Annotated in this window: 19 protein-coding genes; 2 read left to right on the plus strand and 17 right to left on the minus strand. The window is 72.5% G+C overall.

Going from position 1 to position 20824, the window contains the following annotated elements:
• Positions 1–78: 78 nt before the first annotated feature.
• The 7 genes from ACH4UM_RS10175 to rpe all read right to left on the minus strand — a co-directional run bounded on the left by ACH4UM_RS10175 (position 79) and on the right by rpe (position 6567).
• Complete coding sequence (locus tag ACH4UM_RS10175) at positions 79–531, minus strand: Lrp/AsnC family transcriptional regulator (RefSeq protein WP_398176083.1); 453 nt, start codon at positions 529–531, stop codon at positions 79–81.
• A gap of 10 nt (positions 532–541) precedes the next feature.
• Positions 542–2014 carry an amino acid permease gene (locus ACH4UM_RS10180; protein WP_398176085.1) on the minus strand — a complete coding sequence of 491 codons (1473 nt, stop codon included), beginning with the start codon at positions 2012–2014 and terminating at the stop codon, positions 542–544.
• Between the two features lie 353 nt (positions 2015–2367).
• Complete coding sequence (locus ACH4UM_RS10185; RefSeq protein WP_398176087.1) at positions 2368–3810, minus strand: GuaB1 family IMP dehydrogenase-related protein; 1443 nt, start codon at positions 3808–3810, stop codon at positions 2368–2370.
• Between the two features lie 131 nt (positions 3811–3941).
• A complete protein-coding gene (locus ACH4UM_RS10190; RefSeq protein WP_398176089.1) occupies positions 3942–4271 on the minus strand; it encodes a barstar family protein in 330 nt (109 codons plus the stop codon).
• A complete protein-coding gene (locus ACH4UM_RS10195; RefSeq protein WP_398176091.1) occupies positions 4268–4669 on the minus strand; it encodes a ribonuclease domain-containing protein in 402 nt (133 codons plus the stop codon). Before ACH4UM_RS10195 ends, ACH4UM_RS10190 begins: the two co-directional genes overlap by 4 nt.
• A gap of 89 nt (positions 4670–4758) precedes the next feature.
• Positions 4759–5802, minus strand: coding sequence for a sugar-binding transcriptional regulator (locus tag ACH4UM_RS10200; protein WP_398176093.1), 1044 nt, complete (start codon positions 5800–5802; stop codon positions 4759–4761).
• Positions 5803–5880: 78 nt separating this feature from the next.
• A complete protein-coding gene (rpe, locus tag ACH4UM_RS10205) occupies positions 5881–6567 on the minus strand; it encodes a ribulose-phosphate 3-epimerase (protein ID WP_398176095.1) in 687 nt (228 codons plus the stop codon).
• Positions 6568–6769: 202 nt separating this feature from the next.
• Here rpe and ACH4UM_RS10210 point away from each other — a divergent pair, with 202 nt between their 5' ends.
• Positions 6770–8338, plus strand: a complete 1569-nt coding sequence (locus ACH4UM_RS10210; protein ID WP_398176097.1) for an MFS transporter — start codon at positions 6770–6772, stop codon at positions 8336–8338.
• Positions 8339–8383: 45 nt separating this feature from the next.
• On the opposite strand, the gene ACH4UM_RS10215 is transcribed toward ACH4UM_RS10210, so the two are convergent.
• Complete coding sequence (locus ACH4UM_RS10215; protein WP_398176099.1) at positions 8384–9802, minus strand: RsmB/NOP family class I SAM-dependent RNA methyltransferase; 1419 nt, start codon at positions 9800–9802, stop codon at positions 8384–8386.
• An 82-nt stretch (positions 9803–9884) separates the two neighbouring features.
• The gene (gene fmt, locus ACH4UM_RS10220) at positions 9885–10817 is read right to left on the minus strand and encodes a methionyl-tRNA formyltransferase (RefSeq protein WP_398176101.1); all 933 of its coding nucleotides are present in this window, start codon (positions 10815–10817) and stop codon (positions 9885–9887) included.
• 244 nt (positions 10818–11061) lie between these two features.
• Between fmt and ACH4UM_RS10225 the strand changes: the two genes are divergently transcribed.
• Entirely contained in the window at positions 11062–11604 is a 543-nt protein-coding gene (locus tag ACH4UM_RS10225) for a hypothetical protein (RefSeq protein WP_398176103.1), read from the plus strand.
• Positions 11605–12171: 567 nt separating this feature from the next.
• Here ACH4UM_RS10225 and ACH4UM_RS10230 read toward each other — a convergent pair.
• From ACH4UM_RS10230 to ACH4UM_RS10265, 8 genes are all read right to left on the minus strand, one after another.
• Positions 12172–14319, minus strand: a complete 2148-nt coding sequence (locus tag ACH4UM_RS10230; RefSeq protein ID WP_398176105.1) for a primosomal protein N' — start codon at positions 14317–14319, stop codon at positions 12172–12174.
• Positions 14320–14477: 158 nt separating this feature from the next.
• Positions 14478–15701: a methionine adenosyltransferase gene (gene metK / locus ACH4UM_RS10235; protein WP_398176106.1), complete on the minus strand. Its 1224-nt coding sequence runs from the start codon at positions 15699–15701 to the stop codon at positions 14478–14480.
• A gap of 240 nt (positions 15702–15941) precedes the next feature.
• Positions 15942–17144: a bifunctional phosphopantothenoylcysteine decarboxylase/phosphopantothenate--cysteine ligase CoaBC gene (gene coaBC / locus ACH4UM_RS10240; protein WP_398176107.1), complete on the minus strand. Its 1203-nt coding sequence runs from the start codon at positions 17142–17144 to the stop codon at positions 15942–15944.
• 154 nt (positions 17145–17298) lie between these two features.
• Entirely contained in the window at positions 17299–17571 is a 273-nt protein-coding gene (gene rpoZ, locus ACH4UM_RS10245; RefSeq protein WP_030577387.1) for a DNA-directed RNA polymerase subunit omega, read from the minus strand.
• A 62-nt stretch (positions 17572–17633) separates the two neighbouring features.
• Positions 17634–18227: a guanylate kinase gene (gene gmk, locus ACH4UM_RS10250; RefSeq protein WP_398176108.1), complete on the minus strand. Its 594-nt coding sequence runs from the start codon at positions 18225–18227 to the stop codon at positions 17634–17636.
• A gap of 59 nt (positions 18228–18286) precedes the next feature.
• Positions 18287–18610: an integration host factor gene (locus ACH4UM_RS10255; protein WP_003977346.1), complete on the minus strand. Its 324-nt coding sequence runs from the start codon at positions 18608–18610 to the stop codon at positions 18287–18289.
• Between the two features lie 255 nt (positions 18611–18865).
• Positions 18866–19711 carry an orotidine-5'-phosphate decarboxylase gene (gene pyrF, locus ACH4UM_RS10260; RefSeq protein WP_398176109.1) on the minus strand — a complete coding sequence of 282 codons (846 nt, stop codon included), beginning with the start codon at positions 19709–19711 and terminating at the stop codon, positions 18866–18868.
• The gene (locus tag ACH4UM_RS10265) at positions 19708–20823 is read right to left on the minus strand and encodes a quinone-dependent dihydroorotate dehydrogenase (protein WP_398176110.1); all 1116 of its coding nucleotides are present in this window, start codon (positions 20821–20823) and stop codon (positions 19708–19710) included. The genes pyrF and ACH4UM_RS10265 overlap by 4 nt, the downstream gene beginning before the upstream one ends.
• Position 20824: the final 1 nt, after the last annotated feature.

A 20824-nucleotide genomic window follows, 5' to 3' on the forward strand; every position in this document is an offset into this window, starting at 1 on the left:
CGGGCGGTTCGGGTGAGCCGGTCCGAGTGAGGCGGTTCGGGCGCGGCGGTTCGGCTGGGGCGGTTCGGCTGGGGCGGCTCAGTGGGGCGCGCCGGAGGAGAACCGCCGCAGCAGCGGCGACAGCACCAGCACGGACTTCGTCCGCTCCACGAACGGCTCCCCGGCGATGCGTTCCAGGACCCGCTCGAAGTGCCGCATGTCGGCGGCGAAGACCTGGGCGATCGCGTCCGCCTCACCGGTGACGGTGGAGGCGGACACGACCTCCTGGTAGCGCTCCAGGCCCCGCTGGATGGTCTCCGGCGAGGTGTTGCGCCGGCAGTAGATCTCGACGTACCCCTCGGTCTCCCAGCCGAGCGCCGCCGGATCGACCCGGACGGTGAAGCCGGTGATGGCGCCGGTGGCACGGAGCCGGTCCACGCGCCGCTTCACGGCCGGCGCGGACAGGCCGACCAACTGCCCGATGTCCGCATAGGAGCGGCGGGCGTCCTCGGCGAGGGCGTGCACGATGCGTTCGTCGAGATCGTTCAGCACAGTGGGTGGATCACTTCTCGGATGGTTCGGACGATGAGGCCAGACGGGACCGGCGGTAGCCGTACACGAAGTAGAACACGAGCCCGACCGCCATCCAGACTCCGAAGACCAGCCAGGTGACGGCCGACAGGCTGCCCATCATCCAGACGCAGAAGAGGAAGCCCACCGCGGGCAGCACCGGCGACAGCGGCACCCGGAAGGTGCGGTGCATGGCCGGGCGGGTCCGGCGCAGCACCACGACGGCCACATTGACCAGCGCGAAGGCGAAGAGGGTGCCGATGCTGGTGGCGTCGGCGAGCTGACCCAGCGGGATCGCGGCGGCCAGCACCCCGCAGAACAGGGAGACGATCACCGTGTTGGCGCGGGGCGCGCCGGTCTTCGGGTGGACGCGGGAGAACACCTTGGGCACCAGCCCGTCGCGGGACATCGCGAACAGGATGCGGGTCTGGCCGTACAGCACGGTCAGGACCACGCTGGCGATGGCGATCACCGCGCAGAACGCCAGCAGTGTGCCCCAGAAGTTCTGGCCGGTGACGTCGCGCATGATCTGGGCGAGCGCGGCCTCGGAGTCGTTGAAGTTCTGCCAGGGCTTGGCGCCGACGGCGACGGCCGCGACGAGGACGTACAGCGCGGTGACGATGACCAGCGACAGCATGATCGCGCGGGGCAGGTCGCGCTGGGCGTTCTTGGCCTCCTCGCCGGCCGTCGAGGCGGCGTCGAAGCCGATGTACGAGAAGAAGAGCGTGGCACCCGCGGCGCTGACCCCGCTCATGCCGAGCGGCATGAAGTGGGAGTAGTTGCCGGAGCGGAAGCCCTGGACGCCGATGGCGCAGAAGAGCACCAGCGCGGCGATCTTCACGCAGACCATGACCGTGTTGGCGCGCGCGGACTCCTTGGCCCCGCCCATCAGGAACACCATCGCCAGCAGTACGACGATCAGCGCCGGCAGGTTGAAGACGCCCCCGTCGCCGGGCGGGGCCGACAGGGCGGCCGGGATGGTGACCCCGATGGTGCCCTTGAGCAGCTCGTTGAGGTACTCGCCCCAGCCGACGGCCACGGCGGCCACCGACACGCCGTACTCCAGCACCAGACACCAGCCGCAGACCCAGGCGACCAGCTCACCCATCGTTGCGTATGCGTACGAGTACGAGGACCCGGACACCGGGATGGTGCCGGCCAGCTCGGCGTAGGACAGGGCCGAGAAGAGGGCCGTGAGACCGGCGATCACGAAGGAGAGCGTGACGGCGGGACCGGCCTTGGGGACGGCCTCGCCGAGAACCACGAAGATGCCGGTGCCGAGCGTCGCACCGATGCTGATCATGGTGAGCTGCCACAGGCCCAGAGACCGCCGCAGACTCCCTCCCTCCCCCTGACCACCCTCCGCGACCAGGCGTTCCACGGGCTTACGGCGCATCAGTCGCGCGCCGGCGGACAGGGGGACCGTGGCTGTTCGGTTCTGCGGGGGTGCGCCTTGGTCGAGCACGCGCGGCTCCTTCGTCGCTGCGGGTCTGGGCGGCGGTGACCAGTGCGCCCCGTCCCACGGGAACCCACCGAGCGGGGTCCCCGCACGCCTCGTACAGCGCAGCACCCTATGAGGCGGCGGTTCACGGGCGTAATGCAGCAACCTTGCGCATCTCCACAAGATCATTGCGTTCCCGGCGGTTGCGGGGGTGTTTCGTTGCGCGGGGCCTTTCGACCGTTGCGCACGGGACCGGCGGGACCGCCCGGACAGGGTCGGTGCGAGCCGGCGGAAGCCGACGGCCCCCGCTCTCCCGTCACCGGGACAACAGGGGCCGTGAGCAAGGGACTTGGCCCGACCTTGCGGGTGTCGGCGGGTCAGCTCCAGCTGGCGTGCAGCGGCTTGCCCTCGGCGTAGCCGGCCGCGCTCTGGATGCCCACGACGGCCTTCTCCGCGAACTCCTCCAGGGAGCCGGCGCCGGCGTAGGTGCAGGAGGAACGGACGCCCGCGATGATCGAGTCGATGAGGTCCTCGACGCCCGGGCGGCCCGGGTCGAGGAACATGCGGGAGGTGGAGATGCCCTCCTCGAACAGCGCCTTGCGGGCACGGTCGTAGGCGGACTCCTCCGAGGTGCGGTTGCGCACCGCGCGCGCGGAGGCCATGCCGAACGACTCCTTGTACAGGCGGCCGTTCGCGTCCTGCTGGAGGTCGCCCGGCGACTCGTAGGTGCCCGCGAACCAGGAGCCGATCATCACGTTGGACGCGCCGGCCGCGAGGGCCATCGCCACGTCGCGCGGGTGGCGGACACCGCCGTCGGCCCACACGTGCTTGCCGTACTTCTTCGCCTCGGCCGCGCACTCCAGGATGGCGGAGAACTGGGGACGGCCGACACCGGTCATCATGCGGGTGGTGCACATGGCGCCGGGGCCGACACCGACCTTGACGATGTCCGCGCCCGCGTCGATCAGGTCCTTGACGCCCTCCGCGGAGACGATGTTGCCCGCGGCGATCGGGACCCGCGGATCGAGGTCGCGGACCAGCTTGATGGCGCTGATCATCGACTCCTGGTGGCCGTGCGCGGTGTCGATGACCAGCGTGTCGACACCCGCGGCGAGGAGCTGCTCGGCCTTGCCCGCCACATCGCCGTTGATGCCCACGGCGGCGGCGATGCGCAGCCTGCCCCGCACGTCGGTGGCGGGGGTGTAGAGCGTGGCGCGCAGCGCGCCCTTGCGGGTGAGGATGCCCGCCAGCCTGCCGTCCTTGTCGACGGCGGGCGCGTAGCGGCGGTTGGCCGCGTCGAGGGTGTTGAAGGCCTCGCGCGGGTCGATGCCGGCGTCGAGCAGGAGCAGGTCCTTGCTCATGACCACTTCGAGCTGGGTGAAGCGGTCGACGCCGGTCAGGTCGCGGTCGGTGACGACACCGACGGGCCGGTGGTCGTCGTCGACGACCACACCCGCGTTGTGCGCGCGCTTGGGCAGCAGGGAGAGGGCGTCGGCGACCGTCTGGTGCGGGGCCAGCACGATCGGGGTGTCGAGGACGTGGTGGCGGCTCTTCACCCAGGAGATCACGTCGGTGACGACGTCGATCGGGATGTCCTGGGGTATGACCACCAGGCCGCCACGGCGGGCCACGGTCTCCGCCATGCGACGGCCGGCGATCGCGGTCATGTTGGCGACGACCAGCGGGATCGTGGTGCCCGTGCCGTCCGGGGAGCTGAGGTCCACGCCCTGACGCGAGCCGACCGCACTGCGGCTCGGCACCATGAAGACGTCGTCGTACGTCAGGTCGTACGCGGGCTGGATGTCATTGAGGAAACGCACGTGCTGCACATCCCAGTCGATCGAGGTGACCCCCGGACAGGTGTGCCAGGGGGAAAGAGCACGTACTTCATTCTCCCATGCCCTCCCCCCTGCCATGCCCCGTCAATACATCCAGGCTGGTCAGGGCCCCCCTAGGAGGAACCTCCAAGGCTCAGCGCGACGGTGAGCGCGGGGGTGCGGTCCGCAGCCTCGGCGAACACGTCCTGTGCGGTCCGCCACTCCCCGGGGTTCGCCTCGGCGTACCCCCGCCAGCCCCGTACGACGACCAGCAGCCCCTGCTCGGCGGCTGCCCCGGGCCATACGGTCCGGTCGCCGAGGGAGTCGGCCAGCGCGTCCCAGTTGCGGCCGAACCAGCCGGGCAGCGCGAGGTCCCGGACGGCGCGGTCCATCAGGGCCGCCTTGTCCGTGACGCCGTCGAGGTCCAGGGTGACCACGAACCGGCCCGCCAGGTCTTCGCTCATCTCAGCACCGCCCGGAACGAGGTGTAGTGATCATCGGTGTAGTAGATCTCCCCGCCGCGCCCGGTGACGATGCGCCGGGCCCCACGGTCGCGCGACCCGGGCGTGCGCACCGTGTACTCGTGGTAGTAGCCGCGCGGCTGCCGGGGCAGCCGTCCCTCGAAGTTGCCGAACACGGCGCCGTCCTGGTGGTACGGGAAGGGGCCGCCGCGGTCGACGAGGTCGAGGGTGTGCCGGGCCTCGGCGGGCAGCCGGGACGCCTGGACGGCGGCCATGCCGTGGGCCCACGAGGGGGTGGCGGCACCGGAGGCCGTCCTCCCGGGGGCCGAACAGCCCGTCAGCAGGACGGCGAGCGCGACGAGGAGCCCGGTGAGCACACGGGGGACGGACCGCAGCAGCATGCGCCGATGCTCCCACGGCCGCCCCCTCGCAGTCCGGGGCCGGGCCCGTCCGGGCCGATGTCAGTGCCCGTCCGGGCCCGATGGTGAGGTCAGCGCCCGTCCGGGTCCGCCCGGTTGAGGGCGGGCTTCGGGGTGGGCCCGGCCGCCATCAGGTAGTCCGCGGCCGAGGTGTCCGTCACCAGGCTGGTGACCAGTCCGGACCGCAGCACCGCGTCGATGGCCGATGCCTTGCGCTGCCCGCCGGCGATCGCCACGACCTCCGGGATACGGCGCAGCTGGTCGGCCTTGACCGTGATGCACCGCTCCCCGAGGTCCCGGCCGACCCGGCGGCCCTCGGCGTCGAAGAGGTGCGCGGCCATCTCGGCGGCGACGCCGAGGGAGGCGTAGTGGGCTCGCTCCTCCTCGCTGAGCATGTCGTGCACCGTGGAGATACCGGGCTCCCAGGATCCGATGGACACGCAGGCGACCGTGACCTTGTCGAAGTACTCGAAGGCGCGGGCGATCCCGGTCTGGTGGCGCAGCGCCGCAGCGGTGGCCGCGTCCGGCAGCAGCATCGGCGCGTAGATGGGGTGGGCGTCGCCTCCGGAGACCTGGGCGGCACGGCGCACGGCCTCCACCGAGCCGCGCTCGGAGGTCCCGGCGTCGTACACCCCGGTCAGCTGCACCACCGTGCACGGGGGCAGCCGGTCCAGGGCCGCCGCCATGTGGATGGTGGACCGGCCCCAGGCCAGGCCGAGGACGTCCCCTTCGTTGACGAGCTCGCCGAGCAGGTCGGCGGCGACCTCGCCGAGGTTCTCGGGGTCGGGCGTCTCCTCGGCCTCGGCCGGGGACTCGACCACGACGGCGTGCCTGAGGCCGTAGCGGGCGCGGAGCGCGTCGGAGCGCTCGGCGTCCAGTTCGGCCGGCACACGGATCTCGATGCGTACGAGATCCCGTTCGAGGGCGGTCTCCAGGACCCGGGCCACCTTGAAGCGGCTGACGCCGAACTCCTCGGCGATCTGGATCTTGGATTTGCCCTCGAGGTAGAAGCGGCGGGCCATGGCCGCCGCCTGCACCAGCTCAGCGGGTCCCATCCGCACTGCTGACCGGCCCGCCGACATACCCGACACGGCGATCTCCTCACTGCTGTTCACACTCTGGATTCGCCGTTCATCCTCGCAGATCCGGCGCACTTGATCAGCCCTGATGAGAGCCGTTCACGTAGCTGTGGCTCAGTGGTTGCACCCCCACGACGCCTTGGCGGTGGCCGCCTCCGCCTGCGTGCGCAATGCACGTACCGCCTCGGCCGGGTCGTCCGCGCCGTACACCGCGGAGCCGGCGACGAAGACGTCGGCCCCGGCGTCCGCGCACTGCTCGATCGTCGAGGCCGACACCCCGCCGTCGACCTGGAGCCACAGCTGCAGGCCGTGCTTGCTGATGAGCTCCCTGGTGCGGCGGATCTTGGGCAGCATGATGTCGAGGAACGCCTGCCCGCCGAAACCCGGCTCCACCGTCATGATCAGGAGCATGTCGAGCTCGGAGAGCAGGTCCTCGTAGGGCTCGATCGGGGTGGCGGGCTTGAGCGCCATCGAGGCCCGGGCACCCTTGGCGCGGATCTCGCGGGCGAGCCGCACGGGAGCGGCGGCGGCCTCGACGTGGAAGGTGACCGAGGAGGCACCCGCTTCGACGTACTGCGGGGCCCACCGGTCGGCGTCCTCGATCATCAGATGGCAGTCCAGCGGCGTGTCCGTCGCCCGGGCCAGGGATTCTACGACCGGCACACCGAGCGTGAGGTTGGGGACGAAATGGTTGTCCATGACGTCGACATGGAGCCAGTCGGCCCCCTCGACCGCCTTCGTCTCCTCGGCGAGGCGCGCGAAGTCGGCGGACAGGATGCTGGGGTTGATCTGCACGGCCATGACCCAAGCCTGCCATGCCGGGGCACGGTTGTTCGCGCCGGTACCCGGCTCCGGGTGTGCGGCGCCCGGTGGGCGTCGAGCCCCGGCCGACCCGAACGCCGTCACCGCGTGCGCGTCGGCCCGGAAAAGCGCGATGGCCCGAGGCGGTCGTTCTATGGTCGACCGGCAGACGATCCGCAGGGGGGCCACGGGAGGTGTTGCGGTGCCGGCGGCCCCGACGAGGTCCGGAGCAAGGAACCTGCCGATCGTCCTCGGGCTCTCGCTGGCCTTCACGGTCACGGTCGTCGACCCGCTGGTGCTCAGCCTGAACCTGACGGAGGTGAGCCGGGCCCTGCACGTGCCGCCGAATCTCGTCGGGCTGCTGAGCGGGGCGGCGACGCTGGTGGTGGCCGCCGCCGTCCTGGCCGCGGGCAATGTCGGGGACGCCTTCGGGCTCAAGCGGCTGCTGATGCTGGGACTCGTCGTCGTCACGGTCGCGAACCTGCTCTCCACGCTCTCCCCCGGCTACGGCTTCCTGCTGGCGATGCGCTTCCTGGACGGACTGGGGCTGACCGGGCTGCTGGGCGTGTCGCTGGCCCTGCTGAAGGTCTCGGTGACGCCGGAGAAGCGGCCGGGTGCCCTCGGTGTCTTCATGGCCATCGAGATGCTCCTGTGCGGAGTGACTCCCGCGTTCGCCGGCTGGTTGGTGGAGGTCGTCGGCTGGCGGTCGATGTTCCTGATCTCCCCGGTGCTGTGCCTGCTCTCGCTCTGGCTCAACGGCCGGTACGTCCCCCGGCCCCCCGCCCAGGAGCGGCGTCGGCTCGACGTGGCCGCCGTGCTCCTGGTCGGCGCGGCCCTGCTGTCCCTCGTCGTCGGCATGGCCGCGGCGCAGAACGGCGTCGCCCGGCCCGAGACCTGGGTTCCCCTGCTGATCAGTCTGACCGCCGCGGTGCTGTTCGTGCTCCACGAGCGCCGTGCCCCCGAACCCGCCGTGGACCTGGCGCTGTTCCGCGTCCCCGCGTTCAGTGTGGCCCTCGCGGCGGCCCTCACACTCAACTTCCTGGGCGCGGGGTTCAGTTTCTCCCTGGGACAGTTCGGCGCGGCGGTGTTGTCGCTGCCGCCGCAGACCATCGGCCTGCTCTTCCTGCCCGGCACCGGGCTGGTCGCCGGGGCCGTGATCCTGGCCGGGCACCTGATGGGCCAGTACACCCCGCGGCCGGTGATGGTCACCGGCCTGCTGGTGCTGACGGCGAGCGCCTGGGTGATGGCGGGCACCGCCGGCCCGGCGATGGCGCTGTGGCTGCTTCTGCTGGCCACCTGGCTGTGCAACCTCGGGGTGACGATCACCTCCACCTCGGTCTCCGAGACGGTCCTCTCCCACGCACCGCGCGGGCGTTCCGGCACGGTGGCCTCCATACAGTCGGCCTGCTGCATGACCGGCTCCGCGCTGGGGCCCACCGTCTATGTACTGCTCCTCAACTTCTTCTTCCACCAGGAGTGGCTGGCCGACGCCACGTCGCGCGGTCTGTCGGAGCCCAAGGCCCAGCAGGCCGTGGACGCCGTGCGCAGCCAGATGGCAGTGAGCCCCCCGGGCACGGCCGTGTACGACCCGAACCTGCTCCGGCAGGCCGCAGGCCTCAACCTCGGACTGGACTTCAGCAACGGGTTGCGGCTCACGATGCTGACCGTCAGCCTTCTGCCGTTCCTGCTGGCGGTGGCCGCCCACTTCCTGATGCCCGGCTGGCGCCGGAAGACGCGGAAGCAGGACCCGGCCCAAGCGTCACCGGAGTAGGGCCGGGCCCAAGCGCCACCGGCCCGGCCCGAGGTGGGACCCCGGTCAGCTGGTCCGGCGGATGAGGGCCAGGTACATCGCGTCGATGCCGTGCAGGTGCGGCCACAGCTGTACGTCGGGGCCGTCACCGAGAGCCGGGACGCCCGGGAGGAGCGGGCGGGCGTCGATCAGCTCGGTCCCGGGGAACTGCTTGAGCACATCGGCGACCACAGCGCGGGTCTCGGCGAGGTGGGGCGAGCAGGTGGCGTAGCCGACGACACCGCCGACGCGCACGGACTCCAGGGCCGTGCGCAGCAGGCCGCGCTGGAGCGGGGCGAACCCCTCCAGGTCCTCCGGGCGGCGGCGCCAGCGCGCCTCCGGGCGGCGGCGCAGGGCGCCCAGACCGGTGCACGGCACGTCGACGAGGACGCGGTCGAAGCTGCCGGGCCGCCACGGCGGGCGGGTGCCGTCGGCGGCGATGACCTGGTAGGGGCCCGGGTTGCCGTCGAGCGCCCTGGCCACCAGCCCGGCGCGGTGGGGCTGCTTCTCGGAGGCGAGCAGCACGGCGCCACGCTCGGCGGCGAGTGCGGCGAGCAGGGCCGCCTTGCCGCCGGGCCCGGCGCAGCCGTCGAGCCACTTCTCGTCCGGCCCGTCGAGGGGCGCGTGGGCGAGTGCGAGCGCGACCAGCTGGCTGCCCTCGTCCTGCACTCCCGCCCGGCCCTCGCGCACGGCGTCCACCGCACCCGGTTCGCCGCCCTCGGTGAGCCGCACCGCGTACGGCGACCAGCGGCCCGGCACCGCCGCCTCCTCGCGCAGCAGTTCCTCGGTGGTGGCCCGCCCGGGCCGGGCGACCAGGGTCACCTCGGGCCGCTCGTTGTCGGCCTCCAGCAGGTCCTCGATGCCGGCGCGGCCGCCGCCGAGGGAGTCCCACAGGGCGGAGACGACCCAGCGCGGGTGCGAGTGGACGACGGCCAGGTGGTCCTCGGGGTCCTCGTCGTAGGGCGGCGCGACCTTCTCGAGCCAGCCGTCGAGGTCGTTCCCGGCGACCTTGCGCAGCACGGCGTTGACGAACTTGGCCCGCCCGTCGCCGAGCACCACCCGGGCGAGCTCGACGGTGGCGGAGACCGCCGCGTGGCTGGGGATGCGCGTCCCGAGCAGCTGGTGGACGCCGAGGCTCAGCACGTCGAGCACCGGCGGGTCGACCTCCCTGAGCGGCCGGTCCACGCAGGCGGCGAGGATCGCGTCGTAGGTCCCCTGCCGGCGCAGCGTGCCGTACACCAGCTCGGTGGCCAGTGCCGCGTCCCGCCCGTCGAAGTCGCCCTTCTCGCGCGCCTTGCGCAGCAGCGGCGGCAGGACGAGGTTGGCGTAGGCGTCCCGCTCGTCCACGGCGCGCAGCGCCTCGAAGGCGAGGATGCGGACGGGGTCCTTCTGGGGCCGGCGGTAGGGCTTGGCCGGCTTGCGGGGCCGACGGGAGGTGTCGCTCACGAAAAAGGTGCTCCGGATGTCTGGGTGCGCCGCGTGTGCATGCGCGGTGCACCCAGCCTACGTCCCGCCACGGGCCGTCCGGTCAGGCCCCGAGTGTCTCGCCCTCGGCGATGCGCACGCCGCGCGCCCAGTCCGCCGCCCGCATCGGCTTCTTGCCCTGGGCCTGCACCCACAGCAGCTCGACGGCGTAGGAGCCGGTGCCGACGTGGACACTGCTCTTGCCGGCGGCGAGCGCGCCCGGGGCGAGGCCGGTCCGCTCGGGCACGGGCACGGCCTGGATCAGTTTCAGCCGCTCGCCGCGGAACGTCGTCCAGGCACCCGGGGCCGGGGTGCAGCCGCGCACCACCCGGTCCACGCGCAGGGCGGGGGTGGTCCAGTCGATCCTGGCGTCCTCGACGGTGATCTTGGGCGCGAGGGTGACTCCCTCGGCCGGCTGCGGCACGGCCTTCAGGCCGCCGTCCTCGATGCCGTCCATGGTCGCGGCGAGCAGTCCGGCGCCGGCGAAGGCGAGCCGGGTGAGCAGATCGCCGCTGGTGTCGGTGGGGCGGATCTCCTCGGTGACGGTGCCGTAGACCGGACCGGAGTCGAGCCCCTCCTCGATGAGGAAGGTGGAGGCACCGGTGATCTCGTCGCCCGCCATGAGGGCGTGCTGCACGGGTGCCGCGCCGCGCCAGGCGGGCAGCAGCGAGAAGTGCAGGTTGACCCAGCCGTGCGCGGGGATGTCGAGGGCGGCCCGGGGCAGCAGGGCGCCGTAGGCGACGACGGGGCAGCAGTCCGGGGCGATCTGCGTCAGCCGCTCCAGGAACTCCGGATCCCGCGGCTTGAGGGGCTTGAGCACCTCGATGCCGGCCTCCTCCGCCCGCTCGGCGACCGGGCTCGCGACCAGCCTGCGCCCGCGCCCGGCGGGCGCGTCGGGCCGCGTGACGACGGCGGCCACCTCGTGCCGCCCGGAGGCGAGCAGAGCGTCCAGGGCGGGAACGGCGACCTCGGGGGTACCGGCGAAGACGAGCTTCATGAGCGGGTGCGGGCCTCTCGGTCGGGGCGGGAACGCAGGCAGCGCACAAGTCTAAGACCACGGACGGAAAACCCGCCGGAGGGGAGCCATGCAGCGCACACCCGTGCGCGGGGGCGTACGCAAATGCCCTTACGCCCCCACACCGTGACCAGCGGAGCGAAAGCGCGTTGGTCAAGAAAGAGTTGACCGCAAAGGGCCGTCGAGCGGCCCAATTCCTTTCAACGCCGGTTCGAGAGGCTTGTTCATGGCCGACCACGCAACCCACGACGCCCAGGCCCGGGCCAGCCTGCACTTGCTGGTGCGGGACATCGAGCGGGTCCGCCGGCAGGTGGACGCACTGCGCACGCTCACCGCCCAGCTGGGCAACGTCTACCGCCCGCGCCGCTCCGGCCCCTCCACGGGCTTCGTCGTCTACGGACGCGCCCCCGCTCCGACGGTCCGTCTCGCGCAGGAACTGCGGGACAGCGTCGAGACCCTGGTGACGGCGGCCGTGGACTTCGACCGCTCGCTCGGCTTCTCGTGGGACGCCGTGGGGTCGGCGCTCGGCGTCACCAAGCAGGCGGTGCACCGCCGTTACGGCGCACGCCGCGCCGCAGCGCAGGCGGCCGCGGAGGCCGAGCGGGGCCCGGAGCCCTCGGGCACCCGCACGGTCAACGTCGGCGCCGGCATTTCGGCGGTACCGACGGTCCCCGCGGCCCGCTCCATGCCGACCCAGCCCACCGCGGGCAGCCCGTCCCTCCGCGACGAGGCCATCTCCACTGCCTTCCCGGGCCCGCGCAACGGCTGATCCCACCCCGCCGTCCCACCGCGGTGCCCTCCCGGCCGAGGGAGGGCACCGGTGCGCCCGGACGTCGCTCTCGCCGGCCGCCCGCGCACGAACGGCCCGTCACCGGAGGGCAGTACAGCCGAGGAAGGTCCCGTCCGACCGGGGCAGGCACCGGACCCCGCGGGCACAGGGCCCCCGACAACGGACGGCACCACAGTCCCGCCCCGCACGGCTCCGGAGCACCGGCCCACGGGCCGACGCGAGGGCACGGCACCCCGGCACCCCGGCACCCCGGCACCCCGGCACCCCGGCACCCCGGCACCCCGGCACCCCGGCACCCCGGCACCCATGGATATTGGAACCGCGCCGCTTGGGGCACGCCCCGGAGTCCGGCCGTGCCGAGGCATCCGGACCCGCCCCCGCACGCGGGTCACCGGCAACCAGCCTCTACGGCCATCAGCCGAGCCCACCGCCCCAGCCCGCCCGTGCCTGCCGCCGCGCCCCAGGCACCGAGCCCGCCGCCGCGAGCCCGCGGCAGCCCGGCCACGCCCGCCTCAGCCGATGTCGGGCGGATCGGCCACGCCCGCGTCAGCCGATGTCGGGCGGATCGATGCGTACCCATACCGCGTCGCCCGTTCCCCGGGCCATCCGCGCCGCCTGGGCCGCCTTGAGGGCGGAGGCGAGGGACGCTCCGCTGCCCGGCGGCACGCGGATCAGGGCCCGGTCCCAGTGCTCCCCGGGGGGCGGCGCGCCCGACCGCCTGGGGCGTCCGGCCGGTGTGACCGGCAGCGGGACCGGGCCCAGCACCTCGGCCTCCCGGGGCAGTTCCACCGCGCGGAGGAACTCCGCGAGGGCCTCCGGCGGGGCCGACACCGCCGCCATGCGGGACACCGGCGGAAACCCCAGTTCCGCCCGCTCGGCCAGTTCCCGCACCGCATGGCCGACGGGGTCCCAGCGCACGAGTGCCTGCACGGGCCGCAGCGTCGGCTCGGCGACGACCACGACGGTTCCGCCCGCCTCCTGCGGCCGGACGAGCGCGGCGGCGCCGATCCAGCGCCGCAGGGCGTCCTCGCCCGCCCGCAGGTCGGGCCGCCCCAGCATGGCCCAGCCGTCCAGCAGCAGGGCGGCCGCATAGCCGCCCTCGGCGACCGGCTCGGCCCCCGGTGTGCTCACCACCAGGGCGGGAGTTTCCGGCACGGTGTCCAGCACGTGCTCGCGTCCCGAGGTGCGCACCGGTACGGCGGGGAACGCCCGCCCCAGTTCCTCGGCGGTCCGCCGGGCCCCGACGACCTGGGCCCGCAGCCGGAAGGCACCGCACTCCGGACAGTGCCAGGCGCCCTCCTCACGCCCGCACCAGCCGCACCGCAGCATCCCGGCGTCCTGCCCCTGCAGCGGTCCCGCACAGTGCCGGCAGCGCGCGGGGGCCCGGCACTGGGCGCAGGCCATCCGCGGCACGTAGCCCCGCCGGGGCACCTGGACCAGCACCGGCCCGTGCCGCAGCCCGTCCCTGGCCGCCTGCCAGGCGAGCGAGGGCAGGCGTGCGGCGCGGGCGGCCTCGTCCCGCGCGAGATCCCCGTCGCCCACGGTGCGGACGAGCGGAGCGGCCCGCCGCACCTGTTCCCTGGCCGCCACGAGGGGCCGCGCCCAGCCGCTCTCGACGAGCTGCGCCGCCTCCACCGTGCAGTTCCAACCGCCCAGCAGGAAGCCGCACTTGTCCAGGGCAGCGCGCAGCAGCAGCACGTCCCGGGCGTGGGGCTGCGGTGCGTGCTGCTCGCTGTGACTGTCGTCCCCGTCGTCCCAGACGGCGACGAGCCCGAGGTCCCGCACCGGCGCGAACATGGCGGCCCGCGTGCCGACGACCGCCCGCACCGAGCCGCGGCGTACGGCGAGCCACTGCCCGTACCGTTTCTCGGGCCCGGCGTCGGCGGTCAGCAGGGCGTGCCGCCCCTCGCCGAGCACCGCGGTCAGCGCCGTGTCGACCCGGGCGGCGGCCCGCCCGTCGGGGACGACGACGAGTGCGCCACGTCCCGAGGCGAGCGTCGCGGCGACGGCGCGGGCCAGCTCCTCGCTCCACAGCGGCCCCGGCAATGCGTTCCACACGGCCCTGGGCGCGCCCCCGGCGGCCAGCGACTCGATGAACGCCGCCCCCTGCTCGTAGCGGGCCCACGAACCGGCCTCCGGTGCCGCCGGCGACGGCAGCGGCGCGGGCGACGGGCGCTGCTCGGCCCGGGCGCTGCGCGGCGGCACGGCCAGTTGCAGGACGTCGGCGAGACTCCCCGCGTACCGGTCGGCCACGGCCCTGGCGAGCCCCAGCAGCTCCTCGCTCAGCACTGGCTCGGGCGAGACGACCTGGGCCAGCGCCGCCAGTGGCCCGGAGTAGTCCGACTCGGCCCGCCGCTCGATGAGGAAACCGTCGATGAGCCCGCCGCCCTCACGGCGCCCGTCCCGCACCCGGTGCCGGCCGGCCCCGAACCGCACCCGCACCCGCACCCCGGGCCGCGCCTGCTCGTCCAGCTCCTCGGGCACGGCGTAGTCGAAGTACCGGTCGAGGTGCAGCACGCCCTTGTCCACGAGCACCCGCGCCACGGGCAGCTCCTTGGCAACCGCCGCGCCCCGCCAGGTCCGCGGCTTGGCCCGGGGCTCCTTGGCCTTGCGCACGCTCTCCCGGATGAGCGCGAGCTGTTCCGGCGCGGCCCGTTCGGCCCCGCCGTCCCCCGGCCCGTTCTCGCTGCTCACGCTTGCATTCTTACCAAATGCCACTGACAGACGGCGGCGAGGAACCCGGCCTGCCCCCGACCGCCTGCTCCCAGCCCGCGGCAGGTTCTCCCGGCAATGCGCCGAGGCCCGGCCCCCAGCGGGGGGACCGGGCCTCGGCGAGAGCCTCACACGGTGACCTACAGGCCCACGGCCTCGCGCAGGGCGTCCACGCGGTCGGTGCGCTCCCAGGTGAAGTCGGGCAGCTCACGGCCGAAGTGGCCGTAGGCGGCGGTCTGGGCGTAGATCGGGCGGAGCAGGTCGAGGTCGCGGATGATGGCGGCCGGACGGAGGTCGAAGACCTGGTCGATCGCCTTCTCGATCTTCTCGGGCTCCACCTTGTGGGTGCCGAAGGTCTCCACGAACAGGCCCACCGGCTCGGCCTTGCCGATCGCGTAGGCGACCTGGACCTCGCAGCGGGCGGCCAGGCCCGCCGCCACGACGTTCTTCGCGACCCAGCGCATCGCGTACGCCGCCGAGCGGTCCACCTTGGACGGGTCCTTGCCGGAGAAGGCGCCGCCGCCGTGGCGGGCCATTCCGCCGTAGGTGTCGATGATGATCTTGCGGCCGGTCAGGCCGGCGTCACCCATCGGGCCGCCGATCTCGAACCGGCCGGTGGGGTTGACCAGCAGGCGGTAGCCCTCGGTCTCCAGCTTGATGCCGTCGTCCAGCAGGGCCTTCAGCTCCGGCTCCACGACGAACTCACGGATGTCGGGCGCCAGCAGCGACTCCAGGTCGATGTCGCTGGCGTGCTGCGAGGAGACGACGACCGTGTCCAGGCGGACCGCCTTGTCGCCGTCGTACTCGATGGTGACCTGCGTCTTGCCGTCGGGGCGCAGGTAGGGGATCGTGCCGTTCTTGCGCACGTCCGAGAGCCGCTTGGACAGGCGGTGCGCCAGGAAGATCGGCAGCGGCATCAGGGTCGGCGTCTCGTCGGAGGCGTAACCGAACATCAGGCCCTGGTCACCGGCGCCCTGCCGGTCCAGCTCGTCGAGTTCCCCACCTGCGGCTGCACGCTCGACCCGGGACTCCCACGCCGTGTCGACACCCTGTGCGATGTCCGGGGACTGCGCGCCGATCGAGACGGACACGCCGCAGGAGGCGCCGTCGAAGCCCTTCTTGGACGAGTCGTAGCCGATCTCGAGGATCGTGTTGCGGACCAGGGTCGCGATGTCCGCGTAGCTCTTGGTCGTGACCTCACCGGCCACGTGCACCAGGCCGGTGGTGATCAACGTCTCCACGGCGACCCGGGAGGTCGGGTCCTCGCGCAGGAGTGCGTCGAGAATGGCGTCACTGATCTGGTCAGCGATCTTGTCGGGGTGGCCCTCGGTCACGGACTCCGAGGTGAACAGGCGACGGGACACAACGCTCCCTGGGGTTGCAGCGGCTGCTGGCTGATCATTGGCGGACGCCACGGGGGGCTGCGCCCGGCGTCGTCCGAGAACAGTTTATCGGTCGCGCTCGACCACCGGCCCACCCGTCTCGCCTCTCGGGAGCGCTGTGACCTGCGGCACGGGCATTCTGCCCAATGCCCGGCGGCCTTGGCCAGAGCCGCCACGCGCCAAAGTGCGAGGTTCGCGTGAGCCGTGGACCGAATGAAACCCTCAGTCCAGCCGTGCGGCCACCAGGTCCCACACGATTTCGGCCAGGGCCTCCTTCGGCCCGTGCGGGACGGGCGTTTCGCTGCCGTCGGCGCCCAGTACGACCGCCTCGTTCTCCTCGGAGCCGAAGGTCTTGCGCTCCCCCACCTCGTTCACCACAAGGAGGTCACAGCCCTTGCGCGACAGCTTCCGGCGCCCGTTGGCGAGCACGTCGTCGGTCTCGGCGGCGAAACCCACGATCACCTGTCCGGACCGCGCCCGGTCGGCCGACATCTCCGCAAGAATGTCCGGATTGCGTACCAGCGCGACGGGCTCGGGTTCCTGGTCGTCCTTCTTCTTGATCTTCCCGGTGGCGTAGGCCGCGGGGCGGAAGTCGGCGACGGCGGCGGCCATGACCACCGCGTCGGCGTCCGCGGCCGCCTTCAGCACCGCCTCGCGCAGTTGTACGGCCGTCCCGACCGGGACGACGTCCACACCCGCGGGGTCCGGCAGCCCGGTGTTGGCGGCGATCAGCGTGACCCTGGCGCCGCGTGCGGCCGCCGTCCGCGCCAGGGCGTAGCCCTGCTTGCCTGAGGAGCGGTTGCCGAGGAAGCGGACGGGGTCGAGCGGTTCGCGGGTGCCGCCGGCGCTGACGACGACGTGCCGCCCGGCGAGGTCCGGCTCGGTGACACCCCGGGCGAGGACGCGGCGGCACACCTCGAAGATCTCCGCCGGGTCGGGCAGTCGGCCCCTGCCGGTGTCGACGCCGGTCAGACGGCCGACGGCCGGTTCGACGACGACGGCGCCGCGGCGCCGCAGCGTCGCCACGTTCTCCTGGGTGGCCGGGTGCTCCCACATCTCCGTGTGCATGGCCGGGGCGAAGACCACCGGGCAGCGGGCGGTGAGCAGGGTGTTGGTCAGCAGGTCGTCGGCGAGGCCGTGGGCCGCCCTGGCGAGCATGTCGGCGGTGGCCGGGGCCACGACCACCAGATCGGCGTGCTGGCCGATGCGGACGTGCGGCACCTCGTGCACGTCGTCCCAGACCTCGGTGGAGACCGGGTTGCCGGACAGGGCGGACCAGGTGGCGGCGCCGACGAAGTGCAGGGCGGACGCGGTCGGCACCACCCGGACGTCATGCCCGGACTCGGTCAGCCGGCGCAGCAGCTCGCACGCCTTGTACGCGGCGATGCCGCCACTGACCCCCAGAACGACCTTGGGCTTGCTCACCGGGCCTCCCCGCACTCGACACCCGTACGCCTCGGCTCGTCGGCGTACCCGTTCTATGACACACCACAGGCCCGGCAGTCGCGCTGCCGGGCCTGTGGAAAAACCTACTGCGGTCTGCAGATACGACGAATCGCGGGCGACTCGCCGCCGGGGCTCACTGCCCGGGGCCCTCGATGGCCTCGGACGTCAGCAGACCTGCGTTGATCTCGCGCAGGGCGATGGAGAGCGGCTTCTCGTGGACGTGGGTGTCGACGAGCGGACCGACGTACTCGAGGAGGCCCTCGCCGAGCTGCGAGTAGTACGCGTTGATCTGGCGGGCCCGCTTGGCCGCGTAGATCACGAGGCTGTACTTCGAGTCGGTGGCCTCGAGGAGCTCGTCGATCGGCGGGTTGATGATGCCCTCGGGCGCGGAGATGGAAGAGGACACGCTCTACCTTCCGATGGATGGGAAAGATGCAGTCGGTGTGATCATCACGGTGACCGTCACGATCACACAACGTCCATCAAGGCTAGCAGCTCGCGCGCCACGTCCTCGACGGAGGTGTTGACCAGGGTCTCGTCGAACTCCGGCTCGGCCGCCAGTTCGACCTTCGCCGCCTGCAGACGGCGCTCGATCACCTCGGGCGGCTCGGTACCCCGCCCGGTGAGCCTGCGCACCAGCTCCTCCCAGGAGGGCGGAGCCAGGAACACCAGCCGGCCCTCCGGCATGGTGTCACGGACCTGCCGGGCACCCTGGAGATCGATCTCCAGCAGGACCGGCACCCCCGCCTCGAGGTGCTCCAGCACGGCGACACGCGGCGTGCCGTACCGGTTGCCGGCGAACTCGGCCCACTCCAGCAGCTCGCCGTTGGCGATCAGCTTGTCCATCTCCTCGTCGGTGACGAAGAAGTAGTGGACACCATGCCGCTCGCCGGGGCGGGGCTTGCGGGTCGTCGCCGACACCGAGAGCCAGACCTCGGGGTGTTCCTTGCGCATATGGGCGACGACCGTGCTCTTGCCGACCCCGGAGGGGCCGGAGAGCACGGTCAGCCGCGGACGTGCGTCCGGGGGTACGGGGGTCGTCCCCCGGGGTGTTGCAGCCATGCAGCGATTATTCCAGCAATCCCGGACTGCCCGGGACTCCCTGCCTGGGGCTGCGGGGCTCAGGAGCCGGTGCTGCCGAACTCCCGCTCCAGGGACGCGATCTGGTTGGAACCGAGGCCGCGCACACGGCGGCTCTCGGAGATGCCGAGTCGCTCCATGATCTGCTTGGCGCGGACCTTGCCCACGCCCGGCAGGGACTCAAGAAGGGCGGACACCTTCATCTTGCCGATGACGTCGTTTTCCTGGCCCTGCTTGATGACCTCGTGCAGGGAGGCGCCGGAGTGCTTGAGTCGATTCTTGACCTCGGCCCGCTCCCGGCGAGCCGCGGCGGCCTTTTCGAGCGCGGCTGCGCGCTGTTCAGGGGTAAGGGGCGGAAGAGCCACGCCTACGTCACCTCGGATGTCGAACTGTCGGATACGGACCGGTGAGGAACCTAGTCGCCCCACACCTGGGGAGCCACGAGCAACACGCTTGCCCGTTCACTCTCGTCGGAGACTAGCGGTCAAGGACGCCAGAGTCAGCGAGAACAGCGGAAAAGTCCTGGTCAGCCTCTGCCAGGCCAGACATTTAGGACATACTGCCCTGGATTTGAGAATGTATCCAGACTCAAGGCGGCCCGGAACCACTCGTCCGGGCACTCAGCCGGCGGCCACCGCCGCACGGATCTCCTCCGCGAACCGGTCCGCGGCGTCACGCAGCGCGGCCACGTCGGGACCGTGACGCAGGACACCCCGGCTGACGTTCGGGACCACGTTGCGCGCCGCGGAACCGAAGACCGCAGGAAGGTCGGCCGGAGTCGCCCCCTGGGCGCCGATCCCGGGCGCCAGGAGCGGTCCGTTGATGTCGAGGTCGTACGACGACAGGTCACCCAGTGTGGCGCCCACGACCGCGCCGAAGGAGCCCATCGGGGTCTCGCCCGCGTTCTCCTCGGCGAGGTGCGCGAGCATGGTCGCGCCGACGTTGCGGCCGTCGGGCCGGACGGCGTGCTGCACCTCGCCGCCCTCGGGATTGGACGTCAGCGCCAGCACGAACAGGCCCGCGCCGCTCTCCCGCGCGAGCTCGACCGCGGGCTTCAGGGACCCGTAGCCCAGGTACGGCGAGACGGTCAGCGCGTCCGAGAACAGCGGCGCGTCCTTGTGCAGGAAGGACTCGGCGTAGGCGGCCATGGTCGAGCCGATGTCGCCCCGCTTGGCGTCCATGACGACCAGCGCCCCGGCCGCCCGCGCCTGCGCCACGGACTTCTCCAGCACGGCCACGCCCCGGGAGCCGAAGCGCTCGAAGAAGGCGCTCTGCGGCTTCAGCACGGCGACCCGGTCGGCCACCGCCTCCACCACCGTGCGGCTGAACCGCTCAAGACCGGCCACGTCGTCGTTCAGGCCCCACTCGGCGAGGAGGGAGGCGTGCGGGTCGATGCCGACGCACAGCGGGCCGCGCTCGTCCATGGCGTGGCGCAGCCGGGCACCGAAGGGTTCCATGGGGCTCATGCCGTCGTCCCTGCCTTCTTCACATCGGCGCCGACCGCGTCGGCGAGGGTGGCGTACGGGCTGGTCCGCAGGCGTGCGGCAAGCCCCTTGTGGATCGCACGGCCCCAGAAGGGACCCTCGTAGACGAAGGCGCTGTAGCCCTGGACCAGCGTGGCGCCGGCCAGGATGCGCTGCCAGGCGTCCTCGGCGTTCTCGATGCCGCCGACACCGACGAGGGTGATGCGGTCGCCCACGCGCGCGTACAGACGGCGCAGGACCTCCAGGGAGCGGGCCTTCAGCGGGGCGCCGGACAACCCGCCGGTCTCCTTGACGAGGGAGGGTTCGGATTTCAGACCGAGTCCCTCGCGCGCGATGGTGGTGTTCGTGGCGATGATCCCGTCCAGGCCGAGTTCGACGGCCAGGTCGGCGACGGCGTCGACGTCCTCGTCGGCGAGGTCCGGCGCGATCTTCACCAGCAGGGGCACACGGCGCCCCGGCACGACCCGGTCGGCGGCCTCGCGCACGGCGCTCAGCAGCGGGCGCAGCGACTCGGTGGCCTGGAGGTTGCGCAGGCCGGGCGTGTTCGGCGAGGAGACGTTGACGACCAGGTAGTCGGCGTACGGCGCCAGGCGCTCGGCCGACTTCACGTAGTCGCCCACGGCCTCGGCCTCCGGGACGACCTTGGTCTTTCCGATGTTCACGCCCACGACGGTCCTGAAGACCGGCTCGCGGGTCGCGAGGCGGGCGGCGACCGCGAGGGAACCCTCGTTGTTGAAGCCCATGCGGTTGATCAGCGCCCGGTCGGGCACGAGCCGGAACAGCCGCTTCCTGGGGTTGCCGGGCTGCGGCTCCCCCGTCACCGTGCCGATCTCGACGTGGTCGAAGCCCAGCATCGCCATCCCGTCGACGGCGACCGCGTTCTTGTCGAAGCCGGCGGCGAGCCCGAAGGGGCCGTGCATCCGCAGCCCGAACGCCTCCGTGCGCAGCTCCTTGTGGCGGGGCGCGAGGGCGGCGGCGGCGAAGGTGCGCAGCACCGGGACGCGGACGGCGAGGCGGATCCACCGGAAGGCCAGGTGGTGGGCCTGCTCGGGGTCCATCCGTTTGAAGACCAGACGGAAGAAGAGCTTGTACATG

The organism is Streptomyces sp. NPDC020801 (assembly GCF_044334385.1).
In the GTDB taxonomy this organism is placed as follows: Bacteria; Actinomycetota; Actinomycetes; order Streptomycetales; family Streptomycetaceae; genus Streptomyces.